The following is a 13,632-nucleotide window of genomic DNA, read 5'->3' on the forward strand; positions in this document are numbered from 1 at the left end:
CTCAGCTCTCCTTCGCGATCATGGCGGCCAGGTCGCGTGCCGTGCCGCCGTGCATGACGCGGAGCAGCGCCTGCAGCGGCACCGTGACGCCGAGCTCGCTCTCCGCCTGGCCCTTCAGCTCGACGATCACCAGCGAATCGAGGGCGAAGTCCGCCAGCGGCCGGTCCTCGGGCACCTGCTCGACGTCGTCGAGGCCGAGGGCGTCGGCGATGCGCCGCCGTACGAACAGGGCGATCGTCGCGGTGCGCTCGGCCTGCGGCACGGCCGTGACCAGGTCGGCCCGCTGCGTCGCCTCTCCCAGCCAGTGGCGGCGCCGCTGCCAGGGGTAGGCGGGCAGCGGAACGTCGGCGGGCGCGGCACCGAGCACCGCCTCCCAGTCCACCTCCAGCCCGGCGCGGTAGAGGTCGGCCAGCGAGCGGTCCAGGGTGGCGGACGCCGGCTGGCCGCGCCGCAGGCTGCCCACGGCCCGGTAGCGGACACCGGCCTCCTCCAGCGTCTCGCCGAGGTCGCGCAGCAGCACCGGATGCGGACCGAGCTCGACGAACACCGTCACGCCGGTGGCCGCGACCGCGGAGACGGCGGGCGAGAAGCGCACCGCGTCGCGCAGGTTGCGCCCCCAGTGCGCCGCGCCGAGCTGTCCCGGCTGGACGAGGGCGCCGGTCACGGTGGAGTACATCGGCACCGTGCAGGGGCCGGGCCGCAGGTCCGCCAGCTCGGCGGCCAGCCGTTCGTCCTGCCCGTCGAGCATCGGGCTGTGGAAGCCGTAGCGGCTCGGGAGCCTGCGCACGTTCGCGCCGAGCCGTTCCGCGGCGTCGCAGACGGCCACCACGGCCGGCCGCTCGCCGGCGATGACGGTGGAGCGCGGCCCGTTCACCGCGCCGATCCCCACCCGGCCACCGGTCCGCGCGGAGGAGCCCCCGGGGGACGCGAAGCCGCCGGAGCCGATCAGCTCGCGCACCCGGTCGGGCGGCAGCGAGATGCTGGCCATGGCGCCGCCCGCCGCGCCCTCCTCGGCCCGCCGCGCCCGGCGCAGCAGCAGGTCGAACGCCTGGGCGCGGTCCAGCGCCCCGGCCGCGTACGCCGCGGTGACCTCGCCCATGCTGTGGCCGGTGACCGCCGACGGCTCGATCCCCCAGGACCGCCACAGCGCGGCCAGCCCGAGCTGCAGCGCGCCGATCGCCACCTGCGCGACCTCCGTCTCGTGCAACCGGCCGCCGTCGGCGAGCTGCTCCAGGACGGACCAGCCGGCCAGCTCGCGTACGACGGCGTCGCACTCCGCCACCTCCGCCGCGACCACCGGCTCGCGCCGCAGCAGCTCGGTCCCCATGCCGGCCCACTGCGAGCCCTGGCCGCTGAAGACGAACGCCACCCGGGGTGGGCGTGGCGGCACCGCCGGGCCGCCGCCCTCCACCTCGCCCAGCCTGGCCACGAGCTCGGCCGGGTCGGCGGCCGTCAGGCACAGCCGGTGCGCCAGATGCGTGCGCCGCGTGCCCGCCGCCGCGCACACGGCCGCGGCCCGCACCGGATCGCATCCGGCCAGCCGCTCGGCGTACGCCCTGGCCAGCGGGGCCAGCGCGGCGGGGTCGCGGGCCGACAGCGGCAGCACGAGCTTGCCCAGCGTGGCGTCGTCGGCGCCCGCCTGCGGGGGCGGCGGCGCCTGCACGATCGCGTGGGCGTTCGCGCCGCCGAACCCGAACGAGCTGACCGCCGCCAGCGGCGCGTGCTCGCCGCGGGCCAGGCCGGTGAGCGTGGCCGGCGCCGACAGACGGCTGCCCGCCAGGTCGATCTCCGGGTTCAGCCGCCGCAGGTGTACGTTGGGCGGCACCTGCTCGTGCTCCAGCACCAGCATGGCCTTGATCAGGCCGGTGACGCCTGCCGCGGCCTCCTGGTGGCCGAAGTTCGTCTTCACCGAGCCGAGCGCGCACGGCAGGGAGCCGCCGCCGTACACCTCGCGCAGCGCCTCCACCTCGATCGGGTCGCCCAGCGGCGTGCCCGTCCCGTGCGCCTCGATGTAGGTGACCTGCTCCGGCCGTACGCCCGCGTCGTCGAGGGCGCGGCGCAGCAGGTCCGCCTGGGCGCGCGGGTTGGGCGCGGTCAGGCCGTTGGTGCGGCCGTCGTGGTTGGCCGCCGTGCCGCGGATCACCGCGCGCACCCGCCTGCCCGCGGCCAGCGACTCCCGGGTGAGCACGAGGACGCCGCACCCCTCGGCGCGGATGATCCCGTCGGCCGCGGCGTCGAACGTGCGGCACCGGCCGCCCGGCGCCAGCGGCAGCACCTTCTCGGTGACCAGCGTGGAGATGGGGTTGAGGATGATGTTGACGCCGCCGGCCAGCGCGATGTCGCACTCGCCCTGCCGCAGCGCCCGCACCGCCAGGTGGACGGCCATCAGGGAGGAGGAGCAGGCGGTGTCCACGGCCATGCTGGGGCCGCGCAGGTCCAGCAGGTAGGACAGGCGGTTGGCCAGCACGCTGTGCGCGCCGCCCGGGGCCGTGTAGGTGTTGATCGTGCCCGGCTCGCCGTACTGGAGGGTGAGGTAGTCGCTGTTGTAGACGCCCAGGAACACGCCGGTGCCGGCGCGCTGCAGCGTCTCCAGCGGCAGGCCCGCGTCCTCCATCGCCTCCCAGGCCACTTCCAGCACGAGCCGCTGCTGCGGGTCCATCTTGGCCGCCTCGGCGGGCGAGATGCCGAAGAAGGCGGCGTCGAAGCCGTCCACGTCGGTCAGCAGCCCGGCCCAGCGGCCGTTCTCGGCGCGGTCGGCCGGCTTGGGGCGGTGGCCGTCGAGCGTGTCGACCGACGGCGTGACGGCGTCGACGCCGTCACGCAGCAGGTTCCAGAACGCCTCCAGGTCCGCCACGTCGCCCGGCAGGCGCACGCCCGCGCCGAGCACCGAGATCGGCTCGCGGGCCGCGCGCTCTGCGGCGGCCAGGCGGGCCCGGGTGTCGCGGAGTCGCACCAGGGCGCGCTCCAGGAGCTTGCGCTGGTCAGTCATGCCGTCCTCCCTTCAGGTCGAGCTCCTCGGCCAGCAGCGCGGCCAGCTCCTGCTCGTCGAGCGCGGCCAGCTCGTCTGGCACGTCCGGCTCGTCTGGCGCGTCGGGCTTGTCTGGCGCGTCGGGCTTGTTGAGAAGGCTGTGTTTGCCGGGTACGCCGCGCTTGCTGGACATGTCCGGCTCGGCGTCCTGCCCGGCGGTCCTGTCCTGGGCGGTGGTCGTGTCCTGTGCGGCGGGGCGTTCGGCGGCGATGCGCTGGGCCAGGCCGTCGGCCAGGGCCTCCACGGTCGGGAAGGTGTAGACGACGGTGGCCGACAGCCGCAGGTCCAGCCCGGTCTCCAGGCGGGTACGCAGCTCCATGGCCATCAGCGAGTCGAAGCCGAGCTCCTGCAGCGGGGCGGAGGTGTCCACGCTGTCGGGGGCCCGGCCGAGGACGGCGCCCACCTGCTCCAGCAGGAAGCGGCGCAGGACGTCCAGACGGCCGGCGGCGCCGGTGGCGGCCAGCGCGGCCCTCCTGATGGCGCCGCGCTCCGCGCCCTCGACCGGCCGGTCGGCGCTCACCTGCCCCTCCAGCATGCGCGCCAGGTCCGGGCTCAGACCGGCCCTGCCGAACGCCGGCCAGTCGAACGCCGCCGCCACCAGGTGCCGCCGGCCGCTGCCGAGAGCCTCCTCCAGCAGGTCCAGCGCGGCCTCGGGGGACAGCGGCGGCAGGCCGCGCGCCGCCAGCCGCTCGACGCCGCCGGCCGCCACCGCCAGGCCGGTGCCCGACCAGGTGCCCCAGTCGATGCTCTGCGCGGGCAGGCCGAGGGTGGCGCGATGCTCGGCCAGGCCGTCGAGGAACGTGTTCGCCGCCGCGTACGCGCCCTGACCCGGCGAGCCGAACAGACCGGCCAGCGACGAGAACAGGACGAAGTGCTCCACCGGCAGGTCCGCCGTCAGCGTGTGCAGGTTCCACGCGCCCGCCGCCTTGCCCTCCAGCGCGCGGTGCAGGAGGCCGTCGTCGAGCGTGGCGATCAGCGCGTCCTCCAGGACGCCCGCCAGGTGGAACACCCCGGCGAGGTCCGCGGGGAGCGTCCTGGCGAGCTGCCCGGCGTCGGCGAGGTCGGCGAGCTCGACCCTGATCTCGGCGCCCGCCTCCCGCAGCTCGTCCAGCACGGCCCGCGCCTGCGGGCCGGGGGCGGTGCGGCCGGTCAGGACGAGCCTGCGCGCACCCTTCTCCACCAGCCGGCGCGCGACGTGCAGACCGAGTGCCCCGAGCCCGCCGGTGATCAGGTACGGGCGGTCGGGCCTGATGGGCGCCGGGTCGCCGGACCCCACCGGGGCCGGCACGAGCTTCGGCTCCAGCAGGCCGTCGTCGCGCACCCGGACCTGTCCCGGGGTGTCCTGTGCCCGCAGCGCCGCCACCAGGGCGTCGAGGTCGGCCCGCGTGGGCGAGCCGGGCAGGTCCGCCACCGCGGCGGCCAGCTCGGGATGCTCGTTGGCGATCACCCTGCCGAGGCCCCACACCACGGACCCCGCCGGGCCCGCCGTCAGCAGCCACAGGCGCGGCGGCCGGCCCAGCCACGCCCGGCGGAGCAGGTCCCGCGCCAGCCGGAGCGCCTCGGACGCGCGGTCGTGCAGCGCCTCCACGCCCGCCTCGGCAGCGGGCTGGGGCGGTGGGGCCGTGCCCACGTGCTCGTGCGGTGCCCGCACGTGCGCTTGCGGCGCGCCGTGGGCCTGAGGTGCGTCGCCAGCCTGAGGTGCGTCGCCGGTCTGTGGCGCGCCGTTGGTGTGCGGTGCGCCGTTGGTCTGCGGCACGTTGGTGGTCGGTGGTGCGTTGCTGGTCTGCGGTGCGTGCTCGTGCGCCGGTGTTCCGGCGTTGCCCGTGCGGCCGTTCGGGGCGGCGCGCAGGCCGGTGCCGGTCGTGGCGCGGGTGTCCAGGACGCCGCGCAGGCCGCCGTACCGGGTGACGGCCTCGTCGAACAGCTCGTCGAGCGGCCGGTCCCCGCCGGCGAGGAGGTACGGCTCGCCCGCCGCGGCCAGCCGTTCCGCCAGGCGTTCGCCCACCGAGGCGGGGCCGCTCGCGGGGGCCGGGTCGGCGAGCACCAGCCAGCCGCCCCCGGTCGTGACGGCAGGGCCGGGGGTCAGCGGCTGCCAGCGCAGCGTGTAGAGGCGGCCGTCCTCGGCGGGGCGACGCCGGATCAGGCGGATGCGCAGACCGGAAACCGCCCAGATCACCTCGCCCACAGCCGTGCCTGCCGCCTCGCCCGCCGCCGTGCCGGTTGCCGGCCCTGCCGCCGTGCCGGCTGCCGCGACTGGCGCTGGGCCGGGCTCCGACCGTACGGTGACGTCGGCGACCAGCTCGTCCGGGGCGAGCAGGCGGATGACGGCGTGAGCCGTGCCCCGCCGCACGGCATCGCCGCTGCGGGACCACACGCGCCCGGCCCCGGCGGGCAGGGGCAGGACCCCGGCGGGAAGGGCGCCGCCCGCTGCCGCCGCGACCGTGTGGAAGCAGGCGTCGAGCAGGGCGGGGTGCAGGGGCGCACGATCGGTGTCGAGCCCGCCGGGAAGCTCGAACGTCCCGACCGCCTCCCGGTTGCCCGTACGGAGCCGGGTCAGGCCACGGAAGCGCGGGCCGTAGTCCAGTCCGGCCGCCGCCAGCCGCTCGTACAGCTCGGCCACCGGCACGTCGCCCGGCAGGTCGAGGGGAGCAGCGGGGGGCGCGGGCGGGGCGGCGTCCCCGGTGACGGCGCCACGGGCGTGGACGACCGGGCCGCCGCCGCGGTCCGAGGTGATGACGAAGGAGAGCCGCCCCGGTCCCGAGGGGCGCAGGGCGAGCTGGAGCCCCGGGTCGCCGTCGGCCGGGCACGGGTGCGCGAAGACCACGTCCTCCAGCAGCACGGGCCCGGGACCGGCGGCCTCGCCGTCACGGGCCGAGGCGGCCGCCTGGGCGGCCGTCGCCAGCCAGTAGGCGCCCGGCACCAGCGGCACGCCGTCGGCGACGTGGTCGGCGAGCTCCGGCGCGCCGCCGAGCGACAGCGGCCACAGCCGCAGGCCGGGCTCGGCGCCCACGTTCAGGCGGGCGCCCAGCAGCGCGCCCCCGTGACCTGACGGTACGGCGGCCGCGCCGGGCGTGGCGCGGAGCAGGGGGAAGCGCCGCCGGTCCCACCCGTGGGGCGGCAGGGGGACGTGGGCGGCGCGGGCGTACAGGGCGTCCCAGGCGACGGCGGCGCCGCCGGCGTACAGGTCGCCGAGGGCGCCGAGCAGGGCGCGGGCCTCTTGCTCGTCGCGGCGTACCGAGGAGATGATCTCGACGGGCCGGTCGAGGTGGCCGGCGAGCTCGGCCACCGAGCGGGTGAGCACCGGGTGCGGCGCCACCTCCACGAACAGCTCGTGTCCCGCGGCGATGAGCTGCTCCAGCGCGGGCGAGAAGAGCACGGGCTCGCGGACGTTGCGCCGCCAGTAGGCGGGGCCGAGCTCGGGGCCGGCCGCGGGCTCCGCCGTGACCGTCGAGTACAGCGGGGTCGTCGCGGGCCTCGGGTCGAGCCCGTCGAGCGCCGCGGACAGCTCGTCCTGCAGCGGCTCGACCTGCGGGCTGTGCGCGGCGAAGTCGACGGCGACCCGCCGGGCGAACACCCCGCGCGCCTCCAGCTCGCCGATCACCTCGTCCAGCGCCGCCGGCTCGCCGGACAGCACCGTGGCGCGCGGCCCGTTGACGGCCGCCACCGACAGCCGGTCGCGGCGGCCCGCCAGGGCGCGGTCCGCCTCCTCGGCGTCCAGCTCGACGAGCGCCAGCCCGCCCTGACCGGTGAGCCGGGTGAGCAGCCTGCTGCGCTCGCAGACGACGCGGGCGGCGTCCTCCAGCGACAGCGCGCCGGCCACGTGCGCGGCGGCGATCTCGCCCATGCTGTGCCCGATCACCGCGGTCGGCTCGACGCCCCACGCCCGCCACGTCTCGGCCAGCGCCACCTGGTAGGCGAAGAGCGCGGGCTGCACGTGGGCGGTGCCGCGAGGGGTGAGGCCGCGTTCGTCGTCCCACAGCGGCTGGCCCAGCTGGCGGCTGATCGCGGCGTCGCACCTGCGGATCGCCGCGCGGAAGGCGGGCACGGCGGCGGCGAGCTGCTTGCCCATGCCCTCCCACTGGGCGCCCTGCCCGGGGAAGACGAGCGTGGGCCGCTGGGTCCGCCGCCTGCGCGCGTTCGCGCCGTCGCGGCCTTCCGCCAGTGCGGCCATCCCGGCCGCGAGTTCCTCGGGGGAGGCGGCGACGACGGCGGCGCGGTGGCGGTCGTGGTCGCCGCGCAGCGCCGCCGCGGCGGCCGCCTCGGCCAGCCAGGCCGTGTCGCCCGCCCTGCCGCGCGCCAGGGCGGCCAGCCCTGCCGCCCGGCGCCGCAGGGCCGCCTCGGAGCGGGCGGAGATCGGGAACAGGTGCAGTTCGGCGCCGGAGCCGGCAGGGCGGTCGGGACGCGGCTGGAGCGCCGACGACTCGCCGCCGGAGCGGGCAGGACGGGCGGGGCCCGGCTGGGGTGGCGCCGACGACAGCACGACGTGGGAGTTCGTCCCGCCGAACCCGAACGAGCTGACGCCGGCCGTCGCATGCCCCGACGGCCATGCCTCCGCCCGGCCCGTCGCCTCCGCCCGGCCCGTCGCCTCCGCCCGGCCCGTCGCCTCCGCCCGGCCCGTCGCCTCCGCCCGGCCCGTCGCCTCCGCCCGGCCCGCCGGCTCCGCGCGGTGCGTCTGCTCCGTTCGGTCCGCAGGCTCCGTCCGGTGCGTCGGCTCCGTCCGGTGCGTCGGCTCCGTCCGGTCCGCCGGAGACGTGCCGGCCTGTGGCGGCCGGCCGGGGGCCGACGGCCACGGTTCGGCGCGGTCCTGGACGACGACCGGCAGGCGGTCGAGGCCGAGCAGCGGGTTGGGCTTGGTGAAGTGGACGGTCGGCGGCAGCTCGCCGTGGTGCAGCGACAGCGCCGCCTTGATCAGCCCCGCCACGCCCGCCGCCGCCTCCAGGTGCCCGACGTTCGACTTGGCGGAGCCGATCCGCAGCGGCCGCTCCTCCGGCCGGCCGGGGCCGAGGACCGTGGCCAGGGCCGCGACCTCGATCGGGTCGCCGACCGCCGTACCGGTGCCGTGCGCCTCGACGTAGCCGACCGTCGCGGGGTCGATGCCGGCGGCGGCGTAGGCCGAGCGCAGCACCTCCTCCTGGGCAGGCCGGTTCGGCGCGGCCAGGCCGTTGGTGCGCCCGTCCTGGTTGACGGCGCTGCCGTGGATCACCGCGTAGATCCGGTCACCGGCGGCCAGCGCGGCCGACAGCGGCCGCAGCAGCACCACGCCCGCGCCCTCGCTGCGCACGTAACCGTTGGCCCGGTGGTCGAACGGCTTGCACCGGCCGTCGGGCGCCATCAGCCGGCCCTTGCTGAAGCTGAGCGCGATCCGCGGGCTGGTGATGACGTTGACCCCGCCGGCGAGCGCGAGGTCCGCCTCGCCGGCGCGCAGCGCCTGGCAGGCCAGGTGCACGGCCACGAGCGAGGAGGAGCAGGCGCTGTCGACGACCATGCTGGGCCCGCGCAGGTTCAGGCAGTACGACAGCCGGTTGGCGATGACGCTGAGCGCGGCGCCGGTGCCGTCGTAGGCCTCCGGCTCGGCCCCCGAGCTGAGCAGGGAGGCGCCGTGGTCGTAGGTGGAGGCGCCGACGAAGACGCCGGCCCGCGCGCCCGACAGGCTCGACGCGGGCACGCCCGCGTCCTCCAGCGCCTCCCAGGCGACCTCGAGCAGCAGGCGCTGCTGCGGGTCCATGCGCGCGGCCTCCCGCGCGGAGATCGCGAAGAAGTCGGCGTCGAAGCTCTCCACGTCGTCGAGGAAGCCGCCCCACCGGGTGTTCATCCGGCCCGGCCGGTCGGGGTCGGGGTCGTAGAGCGCCTGGCCGTCCCACCGGTCGGCGGGCACCTCGCGGATGGCGTCCACACCCTCGCGCAGCAGGTTCCAGAAGCTCTCAGGCCCGTCGGCGCCCGGCAGGCGGCAGCCGATGCCGACGATGGCGACGGGTTCGCCGCGCGCCGCGTCCGGGCGTCCGGCCTGCTGCCGCTCCGCCGACGAGGTGAGGTAGGCCGCCACCGCCTCGATCGTCGGGTAGTCGTAGGCGATCGTCGGCGACAGGGACCGGCCGCTCCACCGTTCCAGATCGCCCGCGAGCTCGACCGCCTGCATGGACGAGAGCCCGAGCTGGGAGAACGGCGTGTCGGGCGACAGGTCGGCGGCCGGCGCCGACAGCAGCTCGGCCGTGCGCCGCAGCAGCCACTCGACGGTCTCCTGGTGCGTGGTCATGACGCTCCTTCGAGCTGGGGTGCGGGCGCGGCGGCCGTCAGCGTGCCGCTCTCGTAGGCCGCGCGGCAGGCCCGCCGCTGCAGCTTGCCGCTGGACGTCTTCGGCATGGTGCCGGCGGCGATCAGCACGACCTCGTCGACCTGGACGCCGTGCCCCGAGGCGACGGCGGTGCGCACGGCCGGGCCGACCTGCGCGAGCTGCTCCTCGGTGGTGCCGGGCTTGACCTCGGCCACCACGACCAGCGGCGCGTCGCCGAACGCGACCACGCAGCCGCGCCTGACCATGGGATGCGCCGTCTCGGCCGTCGCCTCCAGGTCCTGCGGGTAGTGGTTGCGCCCGCCGACGATGATCAGGTCCTTCAGCCTGCCGGAGACGAACAGCTCGCCGTCGTGCACGACGCCCAGGTCGCCGGTGCGCAGGAACGGCCCCTCGAACGTGTCGGCCAGGCGGGCGCCGAAGACCTCCGCGGTCTCCTGCGGCCTGCCCCAGTAGCCGTCGGTCACGTCGGGCCCCGCGACCCAGATCTCGCCCACGTGGCCCGGCCGCACCGGAAGGCACGTCTCCGGGTCCACGATCTCCAGCCGGCGCCGCGGGCCGGGGCGTCCGGAGCCGACGATGCGGTGGCCGCCGCCGGTGACCAGGCGGCCCTCCTGCAGCTCGCCGAGGTGCGCGTCCAGCATGACGGGGCCGCCCCCGACGGGGGAGCCGGTGGCCATCAGCGTCACCTCGGCCAGGCCGTAGCAGGGGTAGAGGGCGCGCGGGTCGAGCCCGTGCGGCGCGTACGCGGCGGTGAACGCCTCAAGGGTGCTCGCCCGCACCGGCTCGGCGCCGTTGAACGCGACCCGCAGGCTGCTCAGGTCGAGCCCCTGCCGCTCCTGTTCGGGCACGCGCCGCACGCACAGCTCGTAGGCGAAGTTCGGCCCGCCCGACACCGTCGCCCGGTAGGTGGAGATCGCCCGCAGCCAGCGGACCGGCTGCTGCACGAACGTCAGCGGCGGCATGAGCACGGCCTGGCAGCCCGCGTAGAGCGCGAGCAGCACGTTGCCGATCAGTCCCATGTCGTGGAAGAGCGGCAGCCAGCTGACGATGATCGAGTCCTGGCTGAAGCCGCCGATCTCGTGCAGCAGCCGCTCCTGGGCGAGCAGCGCGCGGTGGCTGACCATGACGCCCTTGGGCGAGGCGGTGGAGCCGGAGGTGTACTGGAGGAACGAGATGCCCGCCGGGTCGGCGGGCACCGGCCGGAAGCCGGTACGGTCCTCGCCGGCCTCGCCGGCCCCGATCCACGTCAGCGCCGCGAGCTCGGGGGAGTTGTCGCGGATGAACCGCTCGTATCCGTCGGGTCCCGCGAAGAGGACCACCCGGGGTGCGCAGTCCTGCGCGATGGCCCGCAGGTTCGCCGTTCCGCGCCGGGCGTCGAACGGCATCGGCGGATATATCGGGACGGCGATCACGCCCGCGTACTGGCAGGCCAGGAACGCGCGGATGAAATCGCCCGAGTCGGGTGCGAGGATCAGGGCGCGCTCGCCCGGCGCCGCGTGGTCGGCGAGCCGGGAGGCCAGCGCGCGGACCTCCAGATCGAGCCGGGCGAAGGTGAGCGAGTGGGATTCACGCTCGCCGTCCGGGAGAAAGCGGTAGACAGTTTGTGCGGCGTTCTCCCGGGCCCGGAAAGCGAGTAACTCCCCGAGTGTCTCTGCAAAGGGAATCATGGGCAGCAATGTAACCAGCCCGGGAAATGCTGAGAATGCCTTTGATCCGGACGTGATCGGGGTTTGATGACGGCCTGACGGCGGCCTGAGGGAAATGCGTCAAGGTAGGAGCGTGACGATTTCCATAAAAGCAGTCTGGACGGATTTCGGCGGGGTGCTGACGCCGCCCGTCGGCGAGACGTTCTCGGCCTTCTGCACGAGGACGGGCCTGCCGCCCGGCCCGTTGCTGACCGCCGTCGCGATCGTGACCGCGCGCTACGGCACCGACGACTTCATGCTGCCGCTGGACACCCCGCTGGTCACGGAGGACGAGTGGCTGCGGCAGATCGCCGCCGAGCTGGACGCCCAGGGGATCGAGGCCCCGATGATCAGCTTCGCCGACGCCTGGTTCGACGGCAGGCGCACCAACGTCGAGTGGCTGGCCCAGCTCCACCGGGTGCGCGAGCGCGGCCTGTTCGTCGGGATGTTGTCGAACATGCCGCCGGCGTGGGAGGAGCACTGGCGGCGCATGGTGCCACCGGAGGGCGTCTTCGACGACGTGGTCAACTCCGCGCAGGTCGGCTGCCGGAAGCCGGACCCGGAGATCTTCGAGCTGGCGGCCGCCCGCGCCGGCGTGCCGGCCGCGCAGTGCGTGCTGGTCGACGACCTGGCCAAGAACTGCGCCGGCGCCAGGGCCGCGGGCTGGCAGGCGATCGAGTTCACCGGAGCCGCCGCGGCGGCGGAGGAACTCGACGCGCTGCTGGACCAGCCGACGGCGGTCTCGCCGTAGTGCCGCTCGGACCCATCGAAGGCATCGAGGGCGGCGTCGGCGCAGGTGCCGCTCGGGTCAGTCGAGGGCGGCGTCGGTGTGGGGGTGCCGCTCGGGTCAGTCGAGGGCGGCGTCGCCGTAGGCCACGTCCTCGTGGGCGAACCTGCGCAGCGCGCTGAAGACGACGTCGCCGAGCGCCGTCCAGACCACGGCCGTCTCGAGGATCGCCTCCGGCTCGGAGTCCTGGATGAGCTGGCCCAGCTCGACCTCGGCGACCTCGCGGGCCGCCCTGGCGTAGATCTCCAGCAGCTTCATCTGGTCGGTCTTGCCGAGGCGATGCAGCGTGGCGAGCGCGGAGGCCAGCGTCAGGCGGGCGGGGTTGGTCTGGCGCACCTTCCAGCCGAGCCGCTCGATCAGCGCCTGGGTCTCCTCCTCGGCCGCGTGCCAGGCGTCGTCCTTGACCACCTTCGGGGTGACGGTCATGGCGAACTGGGCCTTGCCCGCCTGGTCGATGAGGCTCATCCCGGGGGCGTCCATCTTCTCCAGGACGTCGCGGGTGGCGGCGACGCTCAACCCGCCGACCTCCAGCAGCGCCCGCACCAGGCGGAGCCTGCGGACGTGTTCCTCGGTGTATTGGGCCTGGTTGTAGCTGGTGCGCTCGCCGGGGGACAGGAGACCTTCGCGCAGGTAGTACTTGATCGTCGGGACGGGCACGTCGGCCCTGCGGCTCAGCTCCGCGATGCGCATGGTTCCTCCCCTTTCACCCAACTCGTACCCACGAGCTGGCCCTTGCCAACCCATCGAAAAGGATAGTAGACAGTTCTCGTATCCATTTTTCGACCGGCCTGGGAGTTGATCGTAATGGACTACCGACCACTTGGTCGGACTGGCCTGATGGTAAGTCCGATCTGCCTCGGCGGGATGATGTTCGGCTGGTGGGGTGAGAACGGCCCGGAAGAGACCGGGAAGATGATCCAGCGGGCCGTCGACGCCGGGGTGAACTTCATCGACACCGCCGACGTCTACGCCGCCGGCGAGTCCGAGGAGCTGATCGGCCGGTTCCTGGCCGAGAGCGGCCTGCGCGACGAGATCGTGCTGGCCACCAAGGTCCACGGCCAGATGGGCGAGGGGCCCAACCGCGGCGGCAACAGCCGCGCCTGGATCATGCGGGCCGTCGAGGACAGCCTGCGCCGGCTGCGTACCGACCGGATCGACCTCTACCAGATCCACCGGCCCGACCCGTCCGTCGACCTCGACGAGACGCTCGGCGCCCTGACCGACCTCGTACGTGCCGGCAAGGTGCGCTACATCGGCTGCTCCACCTTCCCGGCCCACCGGGTCGTCGAGTCCCACTGGGTCGCCGAGCGGCGGCACCGCGAGCGGTTCGCCAGCGAGCAGCCCCCGTACTCGATCCTGGCCCGTGCCGTCGAGGCCGACCTCCTGCCGGTCTGCCGGCAGTACGGCATGGGCGTCCTGGCGTGGAGCCCGCTGGCGGGCGGCTGGCTGTCCGGGCGGTACCGCGAGGGCGCCGAGCTCCCGCAGAGCAGGCGTGCCGCGCTGCTGCCCGCCCGCTACGACATGACGCTGGAGGAGAACCGGCGCAAGCTCGCCGCGGCCGAGCGGCTGGCCCTGCTGGCGGAGCAGGCCGGGATGTCGCTGGTCCAGCTCGCGCTGCAGTTCGTCATGCAGCACCCCGCGGTGACGTCGGCCATCATCGGCCCGCGCACGATGGATCACCTGGAGAGCCACCTGCTGGCCCTCGACGTCCGGCTGACGCCCGACGTGCTGGACGCCGTCGACGAGATCGTGCCCCCCGGGCTGACGATCAACGCGGCCGACGCCGGCTGGCGGCCACCCGAGCTGCTCGATCCCGCCCTGCGGCGCAGAGGGTGACCGC

Annotated in this window: 6 protein-coding genes; 2 read left to right on the top strand and 4 right to left on the bottom strand. The window is 75.5% G+C overall.

Annotated elements, in window-relative coordinates; all coding sequences use genetic code 11:
* Position 1 precedes the first annotated feature (1 nt).
* The 3 genes from AB0I79_RS04740 to AB0I79_RS04750 are packed head-to-tail and all read right to left on the bottom strand — an operon-like array spanning position 2 to position 10,987.
* On the bottom strand, positions 2-2,989 hold the full coding sequence (locus AB0I79_RS04740; protein WP_357866876.1) for a beta-ketoacyl synthase N-terminal-like domain-containing protein: 2,988 nt from the start codon (positions 2,987-2,989) through the stop codon (positions 2-4).
* Positions 2,982-9,281 (bottom strand): SDR family NAD(P)-dependent oxidoreductase, encoded by a 6,300-nt coding sequence (locus AB0I79_RS04745; protein WP_357866878.1) that lies wholly within the window; start codon positions 9,279-9,281, stop codon positions 2,982-2,984. Before AB0I79_RS04745 ends, AB0I79_RS04740 begins: the two co-directional genes overlap by 8 nt.
* Positions 9,278-10,987 (bottom strand): fatty acyl-AMP ligase, encoded by a 1,710-nt coding sequence (locus tag AB0I79_RS04750; RefSeq protein ID WP_357866881.1) that lies wholly within the window; start codon positions 10,985-10,987, stop codon positions 9,278-9,280. Before AB0I79_RS04750 ends, AB0I79_RS04745 begins: the two co-directional genes overlap by 4 nt.
* Before the next feature lie 112 nt (positions 10,988-11,099).
* On the opposite strand from AB0I79_RS04750, the gene AB0I79_RS04755 reads away from it, so the two are divergent.
* Positions 11,100-11,756: an HAD family phosphatase gene (locus tag AB0I79_RS04755; protein WP_357866883.1), complete on the top strand. Its 657-nt coding sequence runs from the start codon at positions 11,100-11,102 to the stop codon at positions 11,754-11,756.
* 96 nt (positions 11,757-11,852) lie between these two features.
* Here AB0I79_RS04755 and AB0I79_RS04760 read toward each other — a convergent pair whose 3' ends face one another.
* Positions 11,853-12,482, bottom strand: a complete 630-nt coding sequence (locus AB0I79_RS04760) for a MerR family transcriptional regulator (RefSeq protein WP_357866886.1) — start codon at positions 12,480-12,482, stop codon at positions 11,853-11,855.
* 147 nt (positions 12,483-12,629) lie between these two features.
* Between AB0I79_RS04760 and AB0I79_RS04765 the strand changes: the two genes are divergently transcribed.
* Positions 12,630-13,628 (top strand): aldo/keto reductase, encoded by a 999-nt coding sequence (locus AB0I79_RS04765; protein ID WP_357866889.1) that lies wholly within the window; start codon positions 12,630-12,632, stop codon positions 13,626-13,628.
* The last annotated feature ends 4 nt before the right edge of the window (positions 13,629-13,632 follow it).

The organism is Nonomuraea sp. NPDC050202, from assembly GCF_040656115.1.
Taxonomy (GTDB): Bacteria; Actinomycetota; Actinomycetes; order Streptosporangiales; family Streptosporangiaceae; genus Nonomuraea.

Excerpts from the sequence above, each read along its gene's own strand:
- AB0I79_RS04740 (WP_357866876.1), bottom strand. The coding sequence starts at position 2,989 with ATGACTGACCAGCGCAAGCTCCTGGAGCGCGCCCTGGTGCGACTCCGC.
- AB0I79_RS04745 (WP_357866878.1), bottom strand. The coding sequence starts at position 9,281 with ATGACCACGCACCAGGAGACCGTCGAGTGGCTGCTGCGGCGCACGGCC.
- AB0I79_RS04750 (WP_357866881.1), bottom strand. The coding sequence starts at position 10,987 with ATGATTCCCTTTGCAGAGACACTCGGGGAGTTACTCGCTTTCCGGGCC.
- AB0I79_RS04760 (WP_357866886.1), bottom strand. The coding sequence starts at position 12,482 with ATGCGCATCGCGGAGCTGAGCCGCAGGGCCGACGTGCCCGTCCCGACG.
- AB0I79_RS04765 (WP_357866889.1), top strand. The coding sequence starts at position 12,630 with ATGGTAAGTCCGATCTGCCTCGGCGGGATGATGTTCGGCTGGTGGGGT.